The following is a 21,710-nucleotide window of genomic DNA, read 5'->3' as shown; positions in this document are numbered from 1 at the left end:
ACCGGGCCGGGCGCAGCATGGCCGCATCGTCCCCGTGCCCGGAGATCGGCCATGCGTTACACACGTCGCAATGTGCTTGGAATGGGTGGCATGGCTGCCGCGGCCGGCCTGTTCGGACTGACCGCCTGCAGCGGGCCCGCCCCGGCAGCTCCCGCCGCGCCTGCGCGCCAGTTCGAGGTCATGCGCAGCGATGCGCAGTGGCGCGAACAGCTCACGCCTGCCCAGTACAGCGTGCTGCGGCGGCAGAGCACCGAGCGGCCGTTCAGCAGCCCCCTCAACAAAGAGCATCGGCGTGGCACCTTCAGCTGTGCCGGCTGCGCGCTGCCATTGTTCTCCTCCTCCACCAAGTTCGACAGCGGCACCGGCTGGCCCAGCTTCTGGGCGCCGCTGCACGATGCCGTCGGCGAAGACCGCGACACCACTCTGGGCATGGTCCGTGTCGAGGCGCATTGCCGGCGCTGCGGCGGTCATCTCGGCCACGTCTTCGATGACGGCCCGCGCCCCACCGGGCTGCGCTACTGCATGAACGGCGTGGCCATGAATTTCGTCGCGGCCTGAGCGCCGCACTCCCCTGCGTCATAGAAGGACCTCTCCATGCTTCTGCTCGTGCTGGCCTACCTCGGTGGCGTGCTCACCATCCTCAGCCCCTGCATCCTGCCGGTGCTGCCGTTCGTGTTCGCGCGCTCGGACCGCCCGTTCCTGCGCAGTGGCCTGCCGCTGCTGATCGGCATGGCGTTGATGTTCGCCGTGGTCGCCAGCCTGGCGGCGGTGAGCAGCCAATGGGTAGCGCAGGCCAACCAGATCGGGCGCTGGATCGCACTGGTGGTGATGGCGGTGTTCGCGCTGGCGCTGCTGTGGCCGGCGCTGGCCGACCGCCTGCTGTCGCCGTTCCAGCGGCTGGGGGCGCGGCTGAGCGCCTCGGCCGATGCGGCCAGTGACGCGGGCCGGGGGGGCGTGGGTACCTCGCTGCTGATCGGCATCGCCACCGGCCTGCTGTGGGCACCGTGCGCGGGGCCGATCCTCGGCCTGATCCTCACCGGCGCGGCGTTGCAGGGCGCCAGTGTCGGCACCAGCGGGCTGTTGCTCGCCTATGCACTGGGCGCGGCGACCTCGCTGGCGCTGGCGATCTGGATCGGCGGGCGCCTGTTCGCCGCGCTCAAGCGCCGTCTTGGCGTGGGGGAGTGGGTGCGCCGCGGGCTCGGCATCGCGGCGCTGCTGGCGGTGGTCGCCATCGCGATGGGGTGGGATACCGGCGTGCTGACCCGGCTGTCCACGGTCAGCACCGCCAAGCTGGAACAGGGCCTGCTCGATGTGCTGCCAGCACAGCAACCCGCCGCCGGTGCGGCGATGATGAGCACCGCCGGTGCCCCCGGGCAGCCGCTGCCGGTGGAAGGCACCCTGCCCTCGCTGGCCGGTGCGACCGGCTGGCTCAACAGCCCGCCGCTGGATGCGCAGGCGTTGCGCGGCAAGGTGGTACTGGTCGACTTCTGGACCTACTCCTGCATCAACTGCCTGCGCGCGATGCCCTACGTGCGTGAGTGGGCCGAGCGCTATCGCGATCACGGCCTGGTGGTGATCGGTGTGCATGCGCCGGAGTTCGCCTTCGAGCGCAATCTGGCCAATGTGCAGCGGGCGGTGAAGGACCTGAAGGTCACCTACCCGGTCGCGATCGACAACGACTTCGCCATCTGGCGCGGCTTCAACAACAAGTATTGGCCGGCGCACTACTTCATCGATGCGCAGGGCCGGATCCGCGCGCATCACTTCGGCGAGGGCAACTATGCGCAGTCCGAGCAGATCATCCGCCAGCTGCTGCGCGAGGCGGGCAACACCCTGCCCGGTGACGATGCTCCGGTAGCGATGACGCTGGACGGCGTGGCGCGCCAGGCCGACATGGACAACCTCAAATCGCCGGAGACCTACCTCGGCCATGCGCGTGCCGAGAACTTCGCCTCGCCCGGTGGCCAGCGCCAGGACCAGCCTGCCGACTACACGGTGCCTGCCACGCTTCAACACAACCAGTGGGCCTTGGCTGGACGCTGGACCGTGGGCAACGAAGACGCCCGGCTGGAGACGCGCGGCGGTCGTGTCGCGTTCCGCTTCCATGCACGTGACCTGCACCTGGTGCTGGCGCCGGGCGAGGACGGCAAGCCGGTCCGGTTCCGCGTGCGCATCGACGGTCAGGCGCCGGGCGCAGCAGCCGGTGGAGACATCTCCGCCGACGGCGACGGCCGCGTGGATGAAAACCGTCTGTATCAGCTGATCCGCCAGTCCGGCGCCGTGCAGGAGCGCACCTTCGAGATCGAGTTCCTCGATCCGGGCGTGCGCGCCTACGCCTTTACGTTTGGGTGAGGAGCCATCGCATGAAGATCGCAGTCGACAAACTCGTTGCAGGCGGCATCGCTGTCGCCATCGCGGCACTCACCGCCAGCGTGGTGCTGGGTCTGGATCGACCGGCGCTCGCCGCCGCAGCCACCACCGCCGTGGCGATGCCGCCACCTGCCGGCAAGGCGGACCTGCGCCAACCCGGTGTGAAGCGGGCACAGGTGGTGTTCGCCGGTGGCTGCTTCTGGGGCGTGCAGGGCGTGTTCCAGCACATCAAGGGCGTGGACAACGCGCTCTCCGGCTACATCGGCGGCAGTGCGGCGAATGCCACCTACCCGCGCGTCGGCGGCGGTGGTACCGGCCATGCCGAGGCGGTGCAGGTCACCTACGATCCGGCCCAGGTCAGCTATGGCCAGCTGATGCAGGTGTTCTTCTCGGTGGCGCATGACCCGACCCAGCTCAACCGGCAGGGCCCGGACCGCGGCACCCAGTACCGCTCGGCCGTCTATGCCGACGACGCGGCGCAGCGCGATGCCACCCGCGCCTACATCGCCCAGCTGCAGCAGGCCAGGACCTACGCCGCGCCGGTGGTGACCCAGGTCGAGGGTGGCAAGCCGTTCTTCGCCGCCGAGGGCTATCACCAGAACTACCTCACGCTGCATCCGGAATCGCTGTATATCCGGATCAACGACCTACCCAAGGTGGCCGCGCTGAAGCAGCAGTATCCGGCGCTGTACCGCGAGCAGCCGCGCCTGGTGAGTACCTCCATTTCGGCGCGCTGATCACGCGGCGAACCAGAAGAAAAGACGCACGGCACACACCGCTCTGCCGTGCGCGAGGGAAGTCGTCACGCCCATGGTAGGCTGCGTCCCGAGGCGGATACAGATGCAGATGACTGGCATCCGCACGGTTACAGATACCTGTGGATGCAGATGCCGATGGCGACCAACCTCTACCAGTCCCTGGCCGCTGAAATGGCCGACGCGATCCGCAGTGGACGCTTGCCGGTCGGCACCCGGCTGCCGTCGCTGCGCGGCCTGGCGACACAGCGCAGCCTCAGCCTCAACACGGTGATCGCCGCGTATCGGCAACTGGAGGATGCCGGGCTGGTGCTGCCGCGGCCCAAGGCCGGCTTCGTGGTCAGCCCGCGCCTGCCCGAACCGACGCAGTCGCTGCGGCAGGCGCCGTCTCCGCCCACCGCACCGGCACAGCAGGCGATGATGGCGCGCGTGCTGGCCGCACAGCAGCAACCGGGCATCGTCGACCTGGCCTTCGCCGGGCCGCGCGGCAAGCGCTTCTATCCCGGTGCGCAGCTGGCCCGCATCACCGCGCAGGTACTGCGCCGGGCCGCCACCACGGTGGAGACCTACGCACGCCCCAACGGCGCGGCACGGCTGTTGACGCAGATCGTGCAGCGAGGGCCACGACTGGGGCTGCACACCACCACCGACCGGCTGGTGCTCACCCATGGCGCGATGGAAGCCCTGCAGCTGGCGCTGCGCGTGGTGACCCAACCCGGCGATGCGGTCGCGATCGAAGCGCCCTCGTATTTCAACATCTACCCGCTGCTGCGCAGCCTGGGCCTGCGCGCGATCGAGCTGCCCACCCATCCGAGGGACGGCCTCGATCTGGAGGCACTGGAAGCGCTGCTCGCCGCCGGCGGCATCGCCGCGATCATGGCCATGCCGACCGTGCACAATCCACTCGGCGGCAGCATGCCCGTGCCGAACAAGCAGCGCCTGGCCGAGCTGGTGAACCATTACCAGGTGCCGTTGATCGAAGACGCGGTCTACGCCGAACTGCAGTTCAAGGAGCCCCTGGAGCCGTTGGCCAAGAGCTTTGACCGCGATGGCTGGATCATGGTCTGCAGCGGCTTCTCCAAAACGCTCGCACCGGACTACCGCATCGGCTGGCTCGACGGTGGCCGCTTCGCTGCCGATATCCAGCTGCTGAAGTTTCATTCTTCCGGCGCCGAATCACGCCTGCTCGGGGACGCGGTTGCCGCGTTCCTGGAAGCCGGCAACTACGAACATCATCTGCGGGGGTTGCGTCGGCTCTACAGCGACCAGGTCAGCCACGTGCGTGGCCTGATCGCGCAGCACTTCCCGCCCGGCACGTCGGCCACCCAGCCGACCGGTGGGTTCCTTCTGTGGGTGGAGCTGCCCCCGGCGATCGATGCCGGGGAGCTGTTCGAGCAGGCCTTGGCCGAGGGCGTGGTGTTCATGCCCGGCCGGGTGTACTCGCGCGGTGCCCGCTACCGGCATTGCCTGCGCCTGTCGTGCTGCCAGGAACTGGACGAGCGCTTCGCCGGCGCGATTGCCACGGTCGGCCGGCTCGCCAGCGCGCTGCAGGTGCGCGCAGGCGGCTGACGCTCAGAACACCAGCCGGTCCGCCAGGCGGGCCGGGTCCGCACCCGGCGCATACGGCAGGCGCCCCCAGCACGGCATCGGCAGCCGCGCGGTGAGCAGTGCGACGTTCTCGTCGCGGCGCGCCATGCCCGGGTCCACCTCATTGGCGATCCAGCCGATGCAGCGCGCGCCACGGGCGGCGATCGCCTCGGCGGTCAGCCGCGCATGGTTGAGGCAGCCCAGCCGCAGCCCGACCACCATCACCACCGGCAGCGCCAGCGCGTCCACCAGATCACTCTGGTCCAGCGTGGCCGACAGCGGCGCCAGCCAGCCACCGACGCCCTCGACCACCACCGTGTCCGCGCTGGCGCGCAGGCGCGCGAAGGCGGCCTCGATCGGCGCCAGCGACAGTTGCACGCCAGCCTCTGCCGCGGCGATCTCCGGGGCCAGTGGCTGCTCGAGCGCGAACGGGTTGAGGTCGTCATACGCGGGCATCGGCCTGCTGGCGGCCCGCAGGGCCGTGGCATCCTCGTTGCGCAGGCCCTCGGGCGTGCGCTCGCAGCCACTGGCGACCGGCTTCATGCCCACTGCGGTGCCGCCGTGGCGGCGCAGGGCATGCAGCAGCACACAGCTGCTGAAGGTCTTGCCGATGCCGGTGTCGGTACCGGTGACGAACAGGGCGGCAGGGCGCGGCGCAGGCAGGGACATGGAGACGACCGGGAGCGGAAACGCGCCATTATCCGCCGTCCCGGCAGCGCTGCGGCGCGGTCCGCTGCGTTCCGCCGGCCCCGGGGGCAACCAACCGCCGCGCTTGGTAGACTGCGGCCATGTTCGATACCTCCACGCTCACCGGCAGCAAGCCGGAACAGTACGGCCAGCTGCTGGCCCAGGCCCGCGCCCTGGTGCACGGCGAGCGCGACCGCATCGCCAATGCGGCCAACCTGTCGGCGCTGGTCTACCACGCCCTGCCGCACCTGAACTGGGTCGGCTTCTACTTCTTCGATGGCAAGGAGCTGGTCGTCGGCCCGTTCCAGGGCCTGCCCGCCTGCGTGCGCATTCCACTCGACAAGGGTGTGTGTGGCGCCGCGGCTTCGCAGCGGGTGACCCAGCGCATCGAAGACGTCGATGCATTCCCGGGTCACATCGCGTGCGACTCGGCCTCGCGCTCGGAACTGGTCGTGCCGCTGGTCCACAACGGTGACCTGGTCGGCGTGTTCGATCTGGACAGCCCCTCGCTGGCGCGCTTCGATGCCGAGGACCAGGCCGGGCTGGAAGCCATCGCCGCGGTGTTCGTCGAGGCACTGGGATGAGTGCCGCCAAGCTGCGCAACATCGGCCCGAAGAGCGCAGCATGGCTGCGCCAGGTCGGTCTGCGTACGCCGGAAGACCTGGTGGCGGTCGGTGCGGTCGGTGCCTTCGTCAAGGTGCGCCGCGCCGGCTTCAAACCCAGCTTGAACCTGCTCTACTCACTGGAAGGTGCGCTGCAGGACTGCCATTGGCAGGAACTGCCGGAAGCGCGCCGCACCGTGCTGGTGTCCGAGTACGAAGCGATCATCGCCGACCAGCCGCTGAAGAAGGCGCCGCCTGCCTCCGGTCCGGTCTACGACCGCACCGTGGAGCATCGCGATGATGACGGCGATGAAGCGCCGCCGTTCGAGATCGACGACGACAACCGCTGATCCACGGCTACCCACGCACCGTCGGTAGCCGCGCGCCTCATACCTGCTGCAGCTCCAGCAGTTCGCCCCACAGCCGGTCGTCCTCGCGCTCCACGCGCAGGCGCAGCCGCGTGCCGTGATCGATGCGCAGCGCCCAGCACATCGCCATCGGCAGGCCGCACACCTGCGACAGCACCATCCGCAGCGGTCCGCCATGGCTGACGATCAGGGTCGGGACCGGCTCGGGCTCATCCAGCAACCGATGCAGGCCGCGCGCGATGCGGCGTTCGAAGTGGCCCCAGCTTTCGCCATGCGGCGGTGGATTGGCATGCGGGTCCAGATGGAAGGCTGACAGCGCATCCATCGGCAGCGCCTCCAGCGCGAGCCCGTCCCAGTCGCCGAAATCCAGTTCTTCCCATTCCTCATCGACCTCCACGTCCACCGCGTGGGGCAAGGCCAATGCCTCGGCGCTCAACAGCGCCCGCTGCCGCGGCGAGGACAGCACACGCTGCCAGGGCAGCCCGGCGTAGCGCGCGCACAGGGCGTCGGTTGCGCCCTCGTGCAGCGCTGGATCAGTGCGGCCATCAAGATGATCGTCGCGGCCGGTACTGGCGTGGCGGATCAGATCGAGGATCATGCCCGGCCCCGTCTGCTGCCCGCTGCGGCCGGCCAGTGCGGGTCACGGGCGTCGGTGCCGGGGTGCTGCAACCACGTTGGGGTCATGGAGATCACATCGAAAAAGCGAGGCGCATTCTAACCGGTGCGCTCCATGGGCCCGGCCGATGGCTTAGACTGCGCCCACTTTCAGGTGACCCGGGGCTGCAATGCCGCCAGGTTGAAACGGGAAGCCGGTGACGCGTCAGGCCCTGTGCCACGCCGCCACTCCGGCGCTGCCCCCGCAACGGTAAGCGTGGAAACACCAGGCAACACGCCACTGTGCTCCGGCATGGGAAGGCGCCTGGCACGATGGCACCCCATCGGCCCGCGAGCCCGGAGACCGGCCTGGAAGACGACTGGTTGCGATGCGGCGGGCATGGCGGCGGCAAGCAGGCGCCTGCGCGCGCCCGCCCACCGTCGAACCTCCCTGCAGCGCGATCATCCCCACCCCTTGCCGCGCGGGCGTGCGCGGTGCATGGAGTCATCGATGAAGCTGCAAACCCGCGTTCTTTCCCTGGCCGTGCTGTCGGCCCTGCCCCTGGTGGCCTCCGCACAGGACGAGGCCACCGCGCTGGACCAGGTGCTGGTCACCGCCACGCGTACCCCGATCGCCCTGCAGGACAGCATCTCCCCGGCGCAGGTGATCGACCGCGCCGAGATCGAGCGCAGCCAGGCGCCGTCGCTGCAGGACCTGCTGCGCGGCCGTGCCGGCATCAACCTCAACAACAGCGGCGGCCTGGGCAAGCAGAGCTCGCTGTTCCTGCGCGGCACCAACTCGGCCCACACCCTGATGCTGGTCGATGGCGTGCGCATCAACACCGGCGACCTCGGCCTGGCCATGATCCAGGACCTGCCGCTGGCGCAGATCGAGCGCATCGAAATCGTGCGTGGCCCGCAGTCCAGCCTGTACGGCGCCGATGCGATCGGTGGCGTGATCCAGATCTTCACCCGCCGCAACGCTGGCCAGTTCGCGCCGCACCTGCAGCTCGGCGGTGGCAGCAACGGCCTGCGCGAGGCCAGCGGTGGCTTCGGCGGCAGCGGTGAGCGTGGCTGGTTCGGCACCGACATCGCCTACCAGCACACCGATGGCATCAACGCCTGCCGTGGCTCGGTGTCGCCCTTCGCTGGCTGCGGCGCCGACGAGCCCGACCGCGATGGCTACCGCAACCTGTCCATGAGCCTGCGCGGCGGCTATGCGTTGACGGACACGTTGAGCCTGGAAGGCACCGCACTGCGCGCCGAAGGCGAGAACCATTACGACGGCTACTACAACTACTCCGAAACGCTGCAGCAGGTACTCGGCGGCAAGCTGCGCTACACGCCGGGCGAGCGCTTCAACCTGACGGTCAACGTCGGCCGCGCCGACAACGAATCGGACAACTTCAACGGGGATACCTGGCTGGGCAATGCACAGACCCACCGCGACAGTGCCTCGGTGCAGGCCGACATCGGCATCGCTGACGGCCAGCTGCTGAGCGCCGGTGTGGACTGGAGCCAGGACAACCTGGACGGCAGCAGCGCCGGCTACCTGGTCGACAGCCGCGACAACACCGGCGTGTTCGTGCAGTACCAGGGCCGTTTCGGCGCGCACCACCTGCAGGCCAGCGTGCGCAACGACGATAACGAACAGTTTGGCAACCACACCACCGGCAGCCTCGGCTGGGGCCTGGAGCTGGGCCGCGGGTTCCGCCTCAACGCCAGCTACGGCACCGCGTTCAAGGCCCCGACCTTCAGCGACCTTTACGACCCGTGGAGCGGCGTGCCGACCCTGGATCCGGAGAAATCCAAGAGCGCCAACATCGGCATCGCCCAGCAGGGTGATGGCTGGCGCTGGGGCCTGGACGTATACGAAACGCGCATCGATGACCTGATCACTTACGACGCGACCACCTTCATGATGTCGCAGGTCGAGAAAGCCCGCATCCGCGGCGCCGAGTTGACCGGTGCGATCACCGTCGCCGGGTTCGACCTCAACGCACAGCTCAGCCACACCGACCCGCGCAACCGCACCGACGGCAGCGCACAGTTCGACAACTGGCTGGCCCGCCGCGCACAGAACACCGCACGCCTGGACGTCGATCGTCGCGTGGGTGATGTCCGCGCCGGCCTCACCGTCAACGGCGCCGGCAAGCGTTACGACGATGCAGCGAACACGGTGCGCCTGGGGGGCTACGGCACCGTGGACCTGCGCCTGGAATACGCCCTGACCCGCGATTGGTCCGTACTGGGCCGGGTCAGCAACGTCTTCGACCGCGAGTACGAAACCGTCGCCTGGTACAACCAGCCTGGCCGCGAGTATCGACTGAGCGTGCGTTACCAGCCGAAATAAGCGCGCGGGGCGGCGGCACCGCCGCCGTCCCGGCCTCGGCAGGTGCCGACCGTTGGTCGGCACACGCCCGAAGGCCTTACAACGCCAACAATTCCCGCAGATCATCCACCACGGCAACCGCCTCGACGTTGTCCAGATCCAGCCCACGCGGATACCCATAGCGCACCAGCGCCACCGGCATCCCGGCATCCACGGCAGCGCGGTAATCGGTGATCGAATCACCCACCATCAAGGCGGCCTCGACGGCCACCTCGAACTGCGCGGCGATATGCCGCAACGGCGCACCACTGGGCTTGCGCTCCGGCAAGGAATCCCCGCCCAGCACCAGTGCGAACACGTCCTGCAGACCGAAGTGCTGCAGCAGCGGCGCCACCAGTGCGGACGGCTTGTTGGTGCAGATCGCCAGCGTCACCGAACGCTTGCGCAAGGCAGCCAACGTTTCGGCCACGCCATCAAACAGGCGCGGGCTGCGTAACAGGCACGCCTCGTAGTGGCGCATGAAACCGGGCATTACCTCGTCCAGATCGATATCGCTGCCGGCCGCGGTAAACGCCTGCTCAACGAGCCGCCGCACGCCATCACCGATCCACGTCAACACCGTCGCCTCCGGCACGCGCGGCAACTGCCAGTCCTGCAGCGTGCGGTTGAGCGCTTCGGCGATATCGGCCGCGCTGTCCACCAGCGTGCCATCCAGATCGAACACCACCAACGGATACGGATACGACAAGACAATGCTCACTTCCACAGCAGGGAAGCGCCATTGTACGGAGGTGCGTGTGTGATGCCGATGCACGCCCGGGTAGAGCCGACCGTTGGTCGGCTGCACGCGCCCGCTGCGGTTGCGGGTGCACGGCGTGCTGATGGGCGGTTGCCGGATCAAGTGCAGCCGACCAACGGTCGGCTCTACCGGGGCCGCGTTTACAGCTGCGCCAGGAACGCCGGGCTGGCAAAGCGTTCCACCAGGAAATCCAGGAAGCTGCGCATGATCGTCGGCAGCTGCCGGCGTGAGGCGTACACCGCGTACAGGCCCAGCAGTTCGACTTCATGGTCCGGCAGTACGGCGACCAGTTCCCCCGCGTGCAGCAGCGGTGCGATCTGATACATCGGCAGCATCGCGATGCCCGCACCGGCACGCACCGCTTCCAGCAGCAACGACGCTTCGTTTGCACTGATGTTGCCCCCCACCGCCACCGCGATCTTCCGTCCGTCGCGTTGCAGATGCCACACGCTCTTGCCGACGTAGTGGTGCGTCAGACAGTTGTGCGTGGCCAGTGCGTCGGCGGTGGTCGGCGTACCGCGCTCTGCGAGGTACGACGGCGCCGCGCACAGCACCGAGCGGCACTGCCCCAGCGGACGCGCGATCAGGCTCGGGTCGATCGCGCGCGAGATGCGCACGGCGATGTCCACGCGCTCCTCCACCAGGTTGACCACCCGATCCACCAGCAGCAGTTCAACGCGTGTGAGCGGATGCCGTTTGACGAACTCGGCCACCGCCGCCGCCAGATGGTTCTGCCCGAACGACACGCTCGCGGTGACCCGCAGCAGGCCATGCGGCTCGGGATTGTCCGTGGCCAGCTCCCCGCGCAGCTCATCGCCGATCGCCAGCATCTGCCGGAAGCGCAGCAGCGCCGCTTCTCCCGGCCCCGTCAGGCTGATCCGGCGCGTGGTCCGGTGCAGCAGACGCGCCCCCAGCCAGCGCTCCACCTCGGCCAGATAGCGCGTCACCATCGCCCGCGACATCTCCAGCGCCTCGGCCGCAGCGGTCAGGCTGCCACGCTCGGCCACCTCGACGAACACGTTCATGGCAGTCATCCGGTCCATTTGATCGATCCGTGCAACAAATTAGGCCGTTATACGCGGTTTTTCGTTCGATTCCAGAGGCATACGCTGGCCTTCCTTCCTCAACGGACGTCCCCCATGAAAATCGCTCTCGTTGGTGCCACCGGCAACATCGGCCGTGAAATCACCCGCCAGGCCCTCGCCCGCGGCCACCAGGTCACCGCCATCGTCCGCCGTGAGACTGACCTCCCGGCGGAACTGGACGGCGCCCAGCTGGCCGTGGCCGCGCTGGACGACATCGATGCCCTGGCCGCTGTGATCGCCGGCCATGACGTACTGGCCAGCGCCTTCGGCCCGCGCCCGGGCGATGCCCCCACCACGGTGACCACGACCAGTGCCGCCCTGGTCGCCGCGGCGCGCCAGGCCGGCGTTCCCCGCTTCATCATGGTCGGTGGCGCCGGCAGCCTGGAAGTCGCCCCCGGTGTGCAGCTGGTGGACACCGAGGGCTTCCCGGACGCCTACAAGCCGGTCGCCCTTGCCGCCCGCGAGACGCTCAAGCAGCTCCGCGCCGTCGACGACCTCGACTGGACGTTCTACTCCCCCGCCGCCGAAATCGGCCCCGGCCCGCAGCGCGGCGGCTTCCGCACCCAGGCGAAGAACTTCCTGGTCGGCGATGACGGCCACAGCCGGATCAGCTACGCCGACTACGCCGACGCCTTCGTCAGCGAAATCGAAACCCCGCAATACGTGCGGCAGATCGCCACGGTTGCGTACTGACCAGGCCGCCGATCTGGACGCAGCCGACCAACGGTCGGCTCTACCGGCCCCGGTGTCATGTCGGGGCCGTTCCCCCCGGTGTCATGTCGGGGCCGTCCCCCCCCGGTGTCATGTCGGGGCCGTCCCCCCCCCGGTGTCATGTCGGGGCCGTTCCCCCCGGTGCCATGTCGGGGCCGTCCCGCCCCGGTGTGATGCCGGGGCCGCGCTGCACAGGACTTCTTGAAATGCAGAACGTTTCCCGCACGACCCTGGCCCTGGCGTTGACGCTCGGTACCGCGCTCGCCATGAGCCCACCGGCCATCAGCCACGCCGCTGCGGCGACCGCCGAAGCCCACGCGCTGCAGGTGCAGCCCTACCACCCCGGCGACAAGGCGCTGTTTTCGGTCGCGTCCACCCTGATCACCGGCCGCCACGACGCGATCCTGGTCGACGCCCAGTTCGCCGCCACCGATGCCGCGCAACTCGTCCAGCGTATCCGCGATTCCGGCAAACGGCTGACCACGATCTACATCAGCCACGGCGACCCCGACTACTACTTCGGCCTGGCCACGCTGCAGGACGCCTTCCCCGACGCCCGCATCCTCGCCACCCCCTCCACCGTCGCCCACATCAATGCCACCCAGGCCGCCAAACTCGCCTACTGGGGCCCGCAGATGGGCGCAGCCAAGCCCAGCCGCATCGTCATCCCCACCCCACTGGACGGCGACACCCTCACCCTCGAAGGCCAACCGATCAAGATCATCGGCCTCACCGGCCCCACCCCGGACCGCACCGTCATGTGGATTCCCACCCTCCACACCGTCCTAGGCGGAATCCCGGTCGTCGCCGGCGAACACGTCTGGATGGCCGACACCCAGAGCGCCCAATCGCACGCCCACTGGCTGCAGACACTGGCAACCATCAAGGCGCTGAAGCCCACCCGCGTCATCCCCGGCCATTACGCAGCCGATGCCCCCCTCGACATCAGCGCAGTGGATTTCACCGCCGACTACATCCGCGCGTTCGACGAAGAAACCGCACGCAGCAAAGACGCCAACGTACTGATTGCCGCGATGAAAAAACGCTATCCAAATCTGGCGGGCGAGAGCTCACTGGAACTGAGCGCGAAGGTCGCCAAGGGTGAAATGCAGTGGCCGTAATGACGCATCCGTAGAAACCAGACGTCATTCGCGAATCTCGAAACGCACGACGCGTTTCCCCTCTGCGCACCGACCCAGTGTTGGGGGGACGACGCGGGTGGGGTATCGGGACCGTGTGTTGCCATGGATGGCAACACACGAGCTTACAGGGACGTACTTGCAGCGGGTCCCGATACCCCACCCGCGTCGTCCCAAACCCTCATCACCCGGACCCCAGCGCCTCAGCCGTTGCCGTCACCGCAAACAGAAAAACCGTCAGCCATCACCCAGGTGATCAAACAACCCCGGCTGGCGCACCACCTCCCGCTCCCGGAAGCCCCCCAACCCCACCCCCACCAACCGATACCGCGTCTCCAACGGCAACTCCACCCGTGCCCGCAGCCCCAACGCAATATCGCGCAGTTCCTCCAACGAATCCGGCGGCGACTCCGGCGTAAAACTCCGCGTAATGATCCGGAACTGCGACGTCTTCAACTTCAACACCACCGTATGTCCCACCCGGTCCGTCTTGCGCGTCGCCAGCCAGGTCTTCTCCGCCAACTGCACGATCGCCGGCGCCAGATCCTCCAACAACAGATCCTCGGCGAACGTATCCTCCGACGAAATCGACTGCACCGGCTGATCCGGTTCCACCGGGCGCTCATCCACGCCGCGCGCCCGATTGAACAACCGTCCGCCGAACGTCCCGAACCGCGCCTCCAGTTCCTCCAGCGGCAGCGCACGCAGATCACCCACCGTCGCCACCCCCAGCTCGGCCAGCTTCGCCGCCATCACCTTGCCCACGCCCGGCACACGACTCACCGGCAGCGGCGTCAGAAACTGCTCGATACGATGCGGCGGCACCACGAACTGCCCATCCGGCTTGCGCCAATCCGAGGCGATCTTCGCCAGGAACTTGTTCGGCGCGATCCCCGCCGAGGCGGTCAGCTGCGTCTCTTCGCGGATCTGCGCGCGGATGATCTGCGCGATCTCCGTCGCCACCGTCATCCCGCCTTTGTGCTCGGTCACATCCAGATACGCCTCATCCAGCGACAACGGCTCCACCAGATCCGTATGCCGCAGGAAAATCTCGCGTACCTGGCGTGACACCGCCTTGTAGCGGGCGAAATCCGGCGGCACGAACACCGCCTCCGGACACAGCCGCTCCGCGCGCAGCGCAGGCATCGCCGAACGCACGCCAAACACACGCGCCTCGTACGAGGCTGCGCACACCACCGAACGCATGCCCCGCCACGCCACCACCACCGGTTTGCCCCGCAACGAAGGGTCGTCACGCTGCTCCACGGACGCGTAAAACGCATCCATGTCGACGTGAATGATCTTGCGGGGGCGGGACACGGGCGTTGGCACTCGGATTCAGATGAACAAGATTACAGCCACACGCCGCAGTATGGTTGTTGGATAACAACAACATGCGTTTTTGAACCTGAAAACACTACGGCGGCGTACGGTTAAAACGTTTGATTGAATCACTTTTTCTCATGCACTCTTGAGCACTTGCTTCATGCAAGAGCAGTCGACCTGTGGTCGGCTCACCCCGATGACAACTTCCTCAGGATTGCGTTTTCCATGACTCGTCTCAACGCGTTCTCGCGCGACCAGCTGCTGGCCAGCGCCCGCGGTGAACTGTTCGGCCCGGGCAGCGGCCGCCTGCCCAATGATCCGATGCTGATGTTCGATCGCATCACCGATATCCGCGAGGACGGCGGTCCCCATGGCAAAGGCATGGTACGCGCGGAACTGGATATCCGCCCTGACCTGTGGTTCTTCGACTGCCACTTCCTCGGCGACCCGGTCATGCCCGGTTGCCTTGGCCTGGATGCCATGTGGCAGCTGACCGGCTTCTTCCTGACCTGGATCGGCGCGCCCGGCCGTGGCCGTGCCCTGGGCTGCGGCGAAGTCAAGTTCACCGGCCAGGTACTGCCGAGCGCCAAGCGCGTCACCTACGAAATCGATATCTCGCGCGTCATCAACCGCAAGCTGGTGATGGCACAGTCCGACGCCCGCATGCTGGTGGACGGTCGCGAAATCTACTCTGCCAAAGACCTGCGTGTAGGTCTGTTCACTTCCACTGAGAACTTCTGATGCGTCGCGTCGTCATTACCGGAATGGGCATCACTTCGTGCCTGGGCAACGATCTGGACACCGTGTCCTCCGCACTGCGTGAAGGCCGCGCCGGCATCCGCCACCTGCCCGATCATGCCGAAGCCGGCCTGCGCAGCCATGTCGGCGGCAACATCGAGCTCGACCTGGATGCGCAGATCGACCGCAAGGTGAAGCGCTTCATGAGCGATGCCTCGGCGTATGCGTACATCGCCATGCGCGATGCGATCGCCGATGCCGGCCTGGACGAGGCGCAGGTCGCCAACCCGCGGACCGGCCTGATCGCCGGCTCCGGCGGCGGCTCCAGCCAGTGGCAGGTGGAATCGGCCGACATCCTGCGCGCCCGTGGCGTGCGCAAGGTCGGCCCGTACATGGTGCCGCGCACGATGTGCTCGACCGTGTCGGCCTGCCTGGCCACCGCGTTCCAGATCAAGGGCCTGAGCTACTCGCTGTCGGCCGCCTGCGCCACCTCCGCGCATTGCATCGGCGCCGCTGCGGATCTGATCCGTCATGGCGCGCAGGACGTGATGTTCGCCGGTGGCGGTGAAGACCTGCACTGGTCGATGAGCGTGATGTTCGATGCGATGGGCGCCCTGTCGACCCGCTTCAACGACACGCCGGCCTCGGCCTCGCGCCCGTACGACAAGGACCGCGACGGCTTCGTCATCGCCGGCGGCGGCGGCATGCTGGTGCTGGAAGACTACGACCACGCCGTGGCCCGTGGCGCACGCATCTATGCCGAGCTGGTCGGTTACGGCGTCACCTCCGACGGTGCCGACATGGTCGCCCCGTCCGGTGAAGGCGCGGTGCGCTGCATGAACATGGCGATGGAGCACATCACCGCCCCGATCGACTACCTCAACACGCATGGCACCTCGACCCCGCTGGGCGACGTCACCGAGTTGAAGGCCGTGCGCGAAGTGTTCGGCGAGAGCATCCCGCCGCTGTCCTCGACCAAGGCGCTGTCGGGCCACTCGCTGGGTGCGGCAAGCGTGCATGAAGCGATCTACTGCCTGCTGATGATGCGCGATGGCTTCATCGCCGGTTCGGCCAACATCGGCGAGCTGGACCCGCTGGTGGAAGGCTTCCCGATCGTGCGCGAGACGCAGCCGGCACAGCTGAACACCGTGATGTCCAACAGCTTCGGCTTTGGCGGCACGAATGCGGCGCTGGTGTTCAGCCGCCTCTGACGGCAGCCTGTGTCCGCATGAAAAAGCCCGGCCATGTGCCGGGCTTTTTCGTGGTCCAGACGGGCAACGCCGTTGGTTACCGGGCGCCGGTCACCGGCAGCAGCGGCACCAACAACTGCCGTGCGTCCAGCAGCGAATCCACGATGCGATGCCCCAGCGCACGCAGTTCCTCATCCGGATGCACCAGGTCCGGCACCTGGATCGCCGTCATGCCCGCCCCCACTGCCGCGCGGATACCGGCCGGGGAGTCTTCCAGCGCCAGGCAGCGCGCCGGGTCCTTGCCCAGCTTCTGCGCGGCCAGCAGGTAGATGTCCGGGGCAGGCTTGGGATGCGACACATCGCTGCTGGTCACCACCACCTCGAAGAACGGCAGCAGCCCGGCCGCTGCCAGCTTGCGCGAGGCACGCGGCTGGCGGGTGGAGGTCGCCACCGCACGCGGAACGCCGTGATCGTGCAGCAGCTGCAGGATCTCCAGGATGCCGGGGCGCAGCGGCAGCCCCTGCTGCGTGCGCGCTTCGTACAGGTCGTGGCAGCGCGCGAACAGCGCGGCGACCTGCTCGGCATTCACCGTCTGCAGCAGCAGGCGTTCGCAATCGCGGTCGCCCAGGCCCACCATGCGCAGCCAGAATCCCTCCGGGAAGGGCAGTGCCAGTTCCTGCGCGGCCTGCGACCAGCACGCGATGGAGACGCGCTCGCTGTCGATCATCAGGCCGTCCATGTCGAAGATGACGGCGTCGGGCAGGAACGGCAGCGCGGCGAAGGCCGTCATGGGACGTTGAACAGCGTCTCGAGATCGGCCGCATCCAGCATGCGCCACTCACCTTCAGGCAGCTCGCCCAGCGAGAGCCCACCGATGCGGCTGCGGTGCAGCGCCTCGACGTGGTTGCCAACGGCCGCGAACATCCGGCGGGCCTGGTGGTAACGGCCCTCGTGCAGGACCAGCTGCGCCTGGCGCGGACCGTTCACGTGCAGCTCGGCCGGCAGCAGCGGCTTGTCATCCGATTCCAACAGCAGGCCGCCGCTGGCGAAACGCGCGGTTTCATCGCCGCGCAGATCTTCGGCGAGGGTGACCTCGTAGGCCTTGTCCAGGCGCGACTTCGGCGACACGATCCGGTGCAGCAGCGCGCCGTCGTCGGTCATCAGCAGCATGCCGCTGGTGTCGCGGTCCAGGCGGCCCACCGAGGACAGCACCGGCGCGCGGTCGCGGTAACGCGGCGGCAGCAGGTCGTAGATCAGCCGGCCCTTGTCCTTGGTCGAACAGGTGTAGCCGCGCGGCTTGTGCAGCAGCAGGGTCAGCCCCTGCGGCGGGTCCAGCGGCTCGCCCTCGACCCGGATCGCCTCATGCGCGACCGCGTCATCGGCGTACAGCACCTCGCCCTCGGCATCGGTGATCAGGCCGGCGCGGAACATCCCCTGCACCTGCTTGCGGCTGCCATAGCCCAGGTTGGCCAACAGCTTGACCAGCTTCATGCGCGGCCTCCGCGGCCCCACTTCGGCTCGGTGCTGCGCGGCGTGCGAACCGGCGTGGCGCTCTTGCTGGCCTTGGTCGCTTCGATCAGCTTGAAGCCATCGCGCTCGGCAGCCACGCGGACCTGGCCGAAGCTCTCATTGAGGATCTGCTCGTACGGCAGGTGGCGGTTGGCCACCAGCCACATCCGGCCGCCCGGGCGCAGCGCCTGTGCGGCCACGGCGATGAAGCGCTGGCCGATGTCGGGGCGATCCGCGCGCGACGGGGTGTGGAACGGCGGGTTGGTCACGATGAAGTCGTACTCGCCCTCGATCCCGGCGGTGACGTCCTGCCAGTGATAGGCCAGCGCCGCCGGCTTGCCGAGCGCGGCGAGGTTCTCGCGGGCCAGCGCCAGCGCGCGGCCTTCGGCCTCGTACAGGTCCAGCGCGGTCACGTTCGGGCAGCGCGCCAGCACTTCGGCCGAGAGATAGCCGAAGCCGGCGCCCAGATCGGCCCCACGCCCAGCCAGATCGGCCGGCAGCTGCTCGACCAGCAGCGCGGAAGCCGGGTCGATGCGGTCCCAGGCGAAGATGCCCGGGCGGCTCTGGAAGCGGCCGCCAAGGATCGCGCGCGGCGCGTCCAGGGTGGCCCAGCGCTGCGCGAGCGCAGCGTCGTGCTGGCCGTTGAGCGGCGCCGTCCAGTAGGCACGGCAGTGGTTCTTGGTCAGCTTGCCGCCGAGGCCGGCCAACTGCTGCAGGTCGCCTTCGCCGGAGCGCGCGCCTTCGTTGTTGTGCTGGCAGGCCACCACGATGCCACCCGGGGCGGTCAGGGCCAGCGCACGGGCGAACAGGGCCTTGGCTTCCTCGCGCTGGCGCGGCGGCAGCACCAGCACCACGGCGTAGCGGGTGGCATCGCCGGCCAGCTGCTGCTCGTCACGCACGGTCCAGCCACTGGCTTCCAGGGCGTCGGCGAACGGGCGGAAGCTCTGCTCGCAGACCAGCTGCGCCGGCTGGGCATGCTCGCGCAGCGGTGCGCCATCGCGGGCGCGCAGGAACAGCACGGGGCCGGCCGGCCAGGACAGTGCGCCACTGGCGAAGGGCAGGAACAGGGTTTCCAGGGGAGCGTCGTGCTGGGCAGCCATGCGGGGGCACATCTTGAAAAGAGGCCGCCATTCTACCGGTTCGCCCCGCCCCACCCGGATTTGCGTTTATTCAACGTCCTGTTGATGCCCTGACAACATCCAAACCGGCAGGGTGGAGCCTCACTTCCCGTGGAGATGGCTCATGCGTGCATTGTTCGTCGGTGGCGTAGTCGACAACAGCGAGATGGACATGGAGGGCAGCCAGCCACCGGTGCATTACCCCGAAGACACCGGCGGCGGCCATTCCCGCTACCGCCTGCACCAGGTCGGCAAGACCGCCGATGGCAGCGTGGCCTACGCGGTCTATGGCGCCCCGGACCTGGCCGATGACGAGGTGGCCCGGATCGCCGATGAACGGGCCTACGCGCGCCGCTTCGAGGCCGAGCCCAGCGAATTCACCCACTGAACCCTGCCCACCCGCACCTGCCCGCCGCGATCACTCGCGGTAGGGCAGCTGCCGGATGGCCTTGATCTGGTCCAGCCACACCACGTGCTGCTGGACCGGGGTATCCAGATCGTCCAACCGCAGCTGGCCATTGCTGCCTTCGTTCTCTTCGGCGTCGCGGTATTGCTGCAGCGTCGGCTGCACCGCGACGGTGCCCAGCAGGCGGCTGCCATCCTCAAGCGTGAGTTCGACCTGGGTCTGGCCGTGCAGCTGTGGCAGCAGGGCTTCCAGCGCCGCGATGGCGGCCGGATCGGTATGGATGCGGGGGGCGTAGCGGGACATGGCAACTCCTGTGGCGTGCGCCCCAGTGTGCCCGCGGCGGCGTCAACACGCCGCCAACGCAGGACTCAGCGCGTGCCGCCCAGGACACCGCGTACAGCGGCTACCAGCTGCGCGACCGAATACGGCTTGGCCACATGCTCCTGGAAGCCCGACGCCAACGCACGCTTGCGGTCGTCCGCACGTGCCAGCGCCGTCACCGCGACCGCAGGCAGTGCCTCCGGCTCGACGCCCATGTTGTCGCGCAGGGTGCGCACCAGCCCGTAACCGTCCATCCCGGGCATGCCGATATCGGTCAGCAGCGCATCGATGTCGTCATGGCCTTTCTCGTTGAGCAGTGCCAGCGCTTCGCCGGCCGAGGACGCCGTGGTGACCGAGGCGCCCTGCTCTTCCAGCAGCCGCCGGAGATACTCCAGTACTTCGGGCTGATCTTCCACAGCCAACAGGTGCAGGCCTTTGAGTGGGTACGGCTCGATGATCTGCTCGGTGATCGGGCCGCTGAACACTTCGCGCAGCGGACGACCGTCGGCCTGCGGCTGGTAGCGCGGCAGGCGCACGTTGAAGGTGGCCCCGTGGCCATGGCCGTCGCTGCTGGCTGCCACCGCACCGCCATGCAGCTCCACCAGCTGCTGCACGATCGCCAGGCCCAGGCCCAGGCCGCCATGCCGGCGCGTGGTCGTGCCGTCCGCCTGGCGGAACCGGCTGAACAGATGACGCAGGAACTCCGGCGCGATGCCGTCGCCGGAATCGGTGACGCTGATCGACCAGTGCCCGCCGTCCGCAGCCAGGGTCAGCACCACGCGCCCCTCGGCCGGGGTGAATTTGATCGCGTTGGAAAGCAGGTTCCACAGCACCTGCTGCAGGCGGGTGGCATCGCCGAGCACCAGACAGGGCTCGTCGGGCATCACCAGCTCCATCGACAACGCTTTGCCTTCGGCGACCAGCTCCTGCGCGCGCATCGCCTCTTCCAGCTGCGCACGCAGATCCAGCATTTCCACTTCCAGCTGCACTTTGCCCAGCAGCATGCTGCTGAGGTCCAGCATGTCCGAGATCAACCGCTTCTGCGCCATCGCACTGTTGGCGATCACGCCCAGGCCCTTGTACATGGGGCTGGTGTTGTCGATGCGCTGCAGCAGCAGTTCGCTCCAGCCCAGGATGGTGGTCAGCGGGGTACGCAGCTCGTGCGAGAGCGTGGCCAGGAATTCATCCTTCAGCCGCGCCATGTTCTCGGCCGCGCTGCGCGCCGCACGTTCGGACTGCAGCAGTTCCTCGCGCGCCATTTCGATCTCGCGGCGCTCGGTCACATCCGGACTGCTGCCCGCCAGACCGATGAAACGGCCCATGCGCGAGAAGCGCGGCCGGGCGTTCATTTCCAGCCAGCGCCATTGGCCATCGGCGCGACGGCCGCGCACCAGTGCATGCATGGAGCGCTGCGATTTCAGCGCCTCCTGCAGTTCGTAATCGAACACCGAAGCATCATCGGGATGCACCAGGCCACGCCAGACATCATCCGGCACGCGCTGCTCATCGCCTCCAAAAAACTCGCTGAAGGCACTGTTGACGAAGCGCGAATGGCCGCGCTCATCCAGCACCCAGACCGGCATCGGCAGGCCATCGGCCAGCGCGCTGAAGCGCGCCTCGCTTTCGGCCAGCTCCACCTCGATGTGCTTGCGGTTGGTGATGTCGAAGAACACCACGGCCACCAGAGGCTCGTCCGGCTCGCCCACGCTGACCGCTTCCACCGAGTACCACCGGTTCAGCGCGCGCGCTTCCATCTCGAACTGCCGTGCCTGCCCGCTACGCGCCACCTCGCCATAGGTGCGGTACCAGTCGGATTCATGGCCGGGTTGCAGGCTGCTCATCCGCTGTCCGCAGACGTTGCTCAGCCCGGTATTGCGTGAAAACGCCTCGTTGACCTCGACAAACCGGTAGTCCACACCCACCCCGGCATCGTCGAAGATCACTTCGATGATGCAGAACCCCGCATTCAGGCGTTCAAGTACCGTGCGATACAGGGCCGGATCCGGCGATGAAGCCAGGAAGGAGGCGCGTTCCAACGTCGAGGTGGGCAGGCTGGGCAAGGGCGTCAATGAG

General features: G+C 68.1%; 22 protein-coding genes and 1 riboswitch. Of the genes, 12 read left to right on the top strand and 10 right to left on the bottom strand.

What is annotated here, in order from left to right:
• The first annotated feature begins 51 nt into the window (after positions 1 to 51).
• From msrB to ABE571_RS10360, 4 genes are all read left to right on the top strand, one after another.
• Complete coding sequence (gene msrB / locus ABE571_RS10375; protein WP_313212095.1) at positions 52 to 558, top strand: peptide-methionine (R)-S-oxide reductase MsrB; 507 nt, start codon at positions 52 to 54, stop codon at positions 556 to 558.
• A 36-nt stretch (positions 559 to 594) separates the two neighbouring features.
• Positions 595 to 2,352 (top strand): cytochrome c biogenesis protein DipZ, encoded by a 1,758-nt coding sequence (locus tag ABE571_RS10370; RefSeq protein WP_346493670.1) that lies wholly within the window; start codon positions 595 to 597, stop codon positions 2,350 to 2,352.
• A gap of 11 nt (positions 2,353 to 2,363) precedes the next feature.
• Positions 2,364 to 3,107, top strand: coding sequence for a peptide-methionine (S)-S-oxide reductase MsrA (gene msrA / locus ABE571_RS10365; protein WP_346493669.1), 744 nt, complete (start codon positions 2,364 to 2,366; stop codon positions 3,105 to 3,107).
• A 156-nt stretch (positions 3,108 to 3,263) separates the two neighbouring features.
• Positions 3,264 to 4,694, top strand: coding sequence for a PLP-dependent aminotransferase family protein (locus ABE571_RS10360; protein ID WP_346493668.1), 1,431 nt, complete (start codon positions 3,264 to 3,266; stop codon positions 4,692 to 4,694).
• A 3-nt stretch (positions 4,695 to 4,697) separates the two neighbouring features.
• On the opposite strand, the gene bioD is transcribed toward ABE571_RS10360, so the two are convergent.
• Positions 4,698 to 5,381 carry a dethiobiotin synthase gene (gene bioD, locus ABE571_RS10355; RefSeq protein ID WP_313220053.1) on the bottom strand — a complete coding sequence of 228 codons (684 nt, stop codon included), beginning with the start codon at positions 5,379 to 5,381 and terminating at the stop codon, positions 4,698 to 4,700.
• Between the two features lie 119 nt (positions 5,382 to 5,500).
• On the opposite strand from bioD, the gene ABE571_RS10350 reads away from it, so the two are divergent.
• Both ABE571_RS10350 and ABE571_RS10345 read left to right on the top strand, forming a co-directional pair.
• Entirely contained in the window at positions 5,501 to 5,983 is a 483-nt protein-coding gene (locus tag ABE571_RS10350) for a GAF domain-containing protein (RefSeq protein ID WP_088432024.1), read from the top strand.
• Positions 5,980 to 6,351, top strand: a complete 372-nt coding sequence (locus ABE571_RS10345) for a TfoX/Sxy family protein (protein ID WP_346493667.1) — start codon at positions 5,980 to 5,982, stop codon at positions 6,349 to 6,351. The genes ABE571_RS10350 and ABE571_RS10345 overlap by 4 nt, the downstream gene beginning before the upstream one ends.
• Positions 6,352 to 6,388: 37 nt before the next feature.
• On the opposite strand, the gene ABE571_RS10340 is transcribed toward ABE571_RS10345, so the two are convergent.
• Positions 6,389 to 6,967 (bottom strand): histidine phosphatase family protein, encoded by a 579-nt coding sequence (locus ABE571_RS10340; protein ID WP_313220055.1) that lies wholly within the window; start codon positions 6,965 to 6,967, stop codon positions 6,389 to 6,391.
• 152 nt (positions 6,968 to 7,119) lie between these two features.
• A riboswitch (cobalamin riboswitch) is annotated at positions 7,120 to 7,351 on the top strand.
• A 123-nt stretch (positions 7,352 to 7,474) separates the two neighbouring features.
• Between ABE571_RS10340 and btuB the strand changes: the two genes are divergently transcribed.
• Entirely contained in the window at positions 7,475 to 9,316 is a 1,842-nt protein-coding gene (gene btuB / locus ABE571_RS10335) for a TonB-dependent vitamin B12 receptor (protein WP_346493666.1), read from the top strand.
• A gap of 76 nt (positions 9,317 to 9,392) precedes the next feature.
• On the opposite strand, the gene gph is transcribed toward btuB, so the two are convergent.
• Both gph and ABE571_RS10325 read right to left on the bottom strand, forming a co-directional pair.
• Positions 9,393 to 10,043 (bottom strand): phosphoglycolate phosphatase, encoded by a 651-nt coding sequence (gene gph, locus ABE571_RS10330; protein WP_313220137.1) that lies wholly within the window; start codon positions 10,041 to 10,043, stop codon positions 9,393 to 9,395.
• 191 nt (positions 10,044 to 10,234) lie between these two features.
• Positions 10,235 to 11,137: a LysR family transcriptional regulator gene (locus tag ABE571_RS10325; protein WP_313220057.1), complete on the bottom strand. Its 903-nt coding sequence runs from the start codon at positions 11,135 to 11,137 to the stop codon at positions 10,235 to 10,237.
• A 96-nt stretch (positions 11,138 to 11,233) separates the two neighbouring features.
• Between ABE571_RS10325 and ABE571_RS10320 the strand changes: the two genes are divergently transcribed.
• Together ABE571_RS10320 and ABE571_RS10315 are read left to right on the top strand one after the other, a co-directional pair.
• Positions 11,234 to 11,872, top strand: a complete 639-nt coding sequence (locus tag ABE571_RS10320; RefSeq protein WP_313212104.1) for an NAD(P)H-binding protein — start codon at positions 11,234 to 11,236, stop codon at positions 11,870 to 11,872.
• Between the two features lie 224 nt (positions 11,873 to 12,096).
• A complete protein-coding gene (locus tag ABE571_RS10315) occupies positions 12,097 to 13,011 on the top strand; it encodes an MBL fold metallo-hydrolase (protein ID WP_346493727.1) in 915 nt (304 codons plus the stop codon).
• Between the two features lie 255 nt (positions 13,012 to 13,266).
• Here the strand turns inward: ABE571_RS10315 and dinB are convergent, their stop codons facing one another.
• Entirely contained in the window at positions 13,267 to 14,349 is a 1,083-nt protein-coding gene (dinB, locus tag ABE571_RS10310) for a DNA polymerase IV (protein ID WP_346481385.1), read from the bottom strand.
• Between the two features lie 231 nt (positions 14,350 to 14,580).
• Here dinB and fabA point away from each other — a divergent pair, with 231 nt between their 5' ends.
• Together fabA and fabB are read left to right on the top strand one after the other, a co-directional pair.
• Complete coding sequence (gene fabA, locus ABE571_RS10305; RefSeq protein ID WP_070471641.1) at positions 14,581 to 15,096, top strand: 3-hydroxyacyl-[acyl-carrier-protein] dehydratase FabA; 516 nt, start codon at positions 14,581 to 14,583, stop codon at positions 15,094 to 15,096.
• Positions 15,096 to 16,304: a beta-ketoacyl-ACP synthase I gene (gene fabB / locus ABE571_RS10300; RefSeq protein WP_282263386.1), complete on the top strand. Its 1,209-nt coding sequence runs from the start codon at positions 15,096 to 15,098 to the stop codon at positions 16,302 to 16,304. The genes fabA and fabB overlap by 1 nt, the downstream gene beginning before the upstream one ends.
• Positions 16,305 to 16,380: 76 nt before the next feature.
• Here the strand turns inward: fabB and ABE571_RS10295 are convergent, their stop codons facing one another.
• From ABE571_RS10295 to ABE571_RS10285, 3 genes are read right to left on the bottom strand one after another with little or no spacing between them, the layout of a single operon-like run.
• A complete protein-coding gene (locus ABE571_RS10295; RefSeq protein ID WP_313213068.1) occupies positions 16,381 to 17,073 on the bottom strand; it encodes an HAD family phosphatase in 693 nt (230 codons plus the stop codon).
• Positions 17,070 to 17,774 carry a pseudouridine synthase gene (locus tag ABE571_RS10290; RefSeq protein ID WP_123731283.1) on the bottom strand — a complete coding sequence of 235 codons (705 nt, stop codon included), beginning with the start codon at positions 17,772 to 17,774 and terminating at the stop codon, positions 17,070 to 17,072. The genes ABE571_RS10295 and ABE571_RS10290 overlap by 4 nt, the downstream gene beginning before the upstream one ends.
• The gene (locus tag ABE571_RS10285) at positions 17,771 to 18,892 is read right to left on the bottom strand and encodes a class I SAM-dependent methyltransferase (protein ID WP_152153033.1); all 1,122 of its coding nucleotides are present in this window, start codon (positions 18,890 to 18,892) and stop codon (positions 17,771 to 17,773) included. Before ABE571_RS10285 ends, ABE571_RS10290 begins: the two co-directional genes overlap by 4 nt.
• Positions 18,893 to 19,034: 142 nt before the next feature.
• Here ABE571_RS10285 and ABE571_RS10280 point away from each other — a divergent pair, with 142 nt between their 5' ends.
• Complete coding sequence (locus tag ABE571_RS10280) at positions 19,035 to 19,298, top strand: hypothetical protein (RefSeq protein WP_313211772.1); 264 nt, start codon at positions 19,035 to 19,037, stop codon at positions 19,296 to 19,298.
• A gap of 30 nt (positions 19,299 to 19,328) precedes the next feature.
• Here the strand turns inward: ABE571_RS10280 and ABE571_RS10275 are convergent, their stop codons facing one another.
• Together ABE571_RS10275 and ABE571_RS10270 are read right to left on the bottom strand one after the other, a co-directional pair.
• Positions 19,329 to 19,619 carry a DUF3247 family protein gene (locus ABE571_RS10275; protein ID WP_313211770.1) on the bottom strand — a complete coding sequence of 97 codons (291 nt, stop codon included), beginning with the start codon at positions 19,617 to 19,619 and terminating at the stop codon, positions 19,329 to 19,331.
• Between the two features lie 65 nt (positions 19,620 to 19,684).
• Positions 19,685 to 21,697: an ATP-binding protein gene (locus tag ABE571_RS10270; RefSeq protein ID WP_313220062.1), complete on the bottom strand. Its 2,013-nt coding sequence runs from the start codon at positions 21,695 to 21,697 to the stop codon at positions 19,685 to 19,687.
• Positions 21,698 to 21,710 lie beyond the last annotated feature (13 nt).

The organism is Stenotrophomonas sp. TWI273, from assembly GCF_039674765.1.
GTDB lineage: Bacteria > Pseudomonadota > Gammaproteobacteria > Xanthomonadales > Xanthomonadaceae > Stenotrophomonas.
The sequence above is the reverse complement of the archived record's forward strand: the minus strand, read 5'-3'. Positions and strand labels throughout refer to the sequence as shown.

What these genes read in the sequence shown, in the direction of transcription:
- ABE571_RS10370 (WP_346493670.1), top strand. Translation starts at nt 595, where the DNA reads ATGCTTCTGCTCGTGCTGGCCTACCTCGGTGGCGTGCTCACCATCCTC.
- bioD (WP_313220053.1), bottom strand. Translation starts at nt 5,381, where the DNA reads ATGTCCCTGCCTGCGCCGCGCCCTGCCGCCCTGTTCGTCACCGGTACC.
- ABE571_RS10345 (WP_346493667.1), top strand. Translation starts at nt 5,980, where the DNA reads ATGAGTGCCGCCAAGCTGCGCAACATCGGCCCGAAGAGCGCAGCATGG.
- ABE571_RS10320 (WP_313212104.1), top strand. Translation starts at nt 11,234, where the DNA reads ATGAAAATCGCTCTCGTTGGTGCCACCGGCAACATCGGCCGTGAAATC.
- ABE571_RS10285 (WP_152153033.1), bottom strand. Translation starts at nt 18,892, where the DNA reads ATGGCTGCCCAGCACGACGCTCCCCTGGAAACCCTGTTCCTGCCCTTC.
- ABE571_RS10315 (WP_346493727.1), top strand. Translation starts at nt 12,097, where the DNA reads ATGCAGAACGTTTCCCGCACGACCCTGGCCCTGGCGTTGACGCTCGGT.
- ABE571_RS10325 (WP_313220057.1), bottom strand. Translation starts at nt 11,137, where the DNA reads ATGGACCGGATGACTGCCATGAACGTGTTCGTCGAGGTGGCCGAGCGT.
- ABE571_RS10340 (WP_313220055.1), bottom strand. Translation starts at nt 6,967, where the DNA reads ATGATCCTCGATCTGATCCGCCACGCCAGTACCGGCCGCGACGATCAT.
- msrA (WP_346493669.1), top strand. Translation starts at nt 2,364, where the DNA reads ATGAAGATCGCAGTCGACAAACTCGTTGCAGGCGGCATCGCTGTCGCC.
- msrB (WP_313212095.1), top strand. Translation starts at nt 52, where the DNA reads ATGCGTTACACACGTCGCAATGTGCTTGGAATGGGTGGCATGGCTGCC.
- btuB (WP_346493666.1), top strand. Translation starts at nt 7,475, where the DNA reads ATGAAGCTGCAAACCCGCGTTCTTTCCCTGGCCGTGCTGTCGGCCCTG.
- ABE571_RS10295 (WP_313213068.1), bottom strand. Translation starts at nt 17,073, where the DNA reads ATGACGGCCTTCGCCGCGCTGCCGTTCCTGCCCGACGCCGTCATCTTC.
- ABE571_RS10350 (WP_088432024.1), top strand. Translation starts at nt 5,501, where the DNA reads ATGTTCGATACCTCCACGCTCACCGGCAGCAAGCCGGAACAGTACGGC.
- ABE571_RS10290 (WP_123731283.1), bottom strand. Translation starts at nt 17,774, where the DNA reads ATGAAGCTGGTCAAGCTGTTGGCCAACCTGGGCTATGGCAGCCGCAAG.
- ABE571_RS10275 (WP_313211770.1), bottom strand. Translation starts at nt 19,619, where the DNA reads ATGTCCCGCTACGCCCCCCGCATCCATACCGATCCGGCCGCCATCGCG.
- fabA (WP_070471641.1), top strand. Translation starts at nt 14,581, where the DNA reads ATGACTCGTCTCAACGCGTTCTCGCGCGACCAGCTGCTGGCCAGCGCC.
- ABE571_RS10360 (WP_346493668.1), top strand. Translation starts at nt 3,264, where the DNA reads ATGGCGACCAACCTCTACCAGTCCCTGGCCGCTGAAATGGCCGACGCG.
- ABE571_RS10280 (WP_313211772.1), top strand. Translation starts at nt 19,035, where the DNA reads ATGCGTGCATTGTTCGTCGGTGGCGTAGTCGACAACAGCGAGATGGAC.
- fabB (WP_282263386.1), top strand. Translation starts at nt 15,096, where the DNA reads ATGCGTCGCGTCGTCATTACCGGAATGGGCATCACTTCGTGCCTGGGC.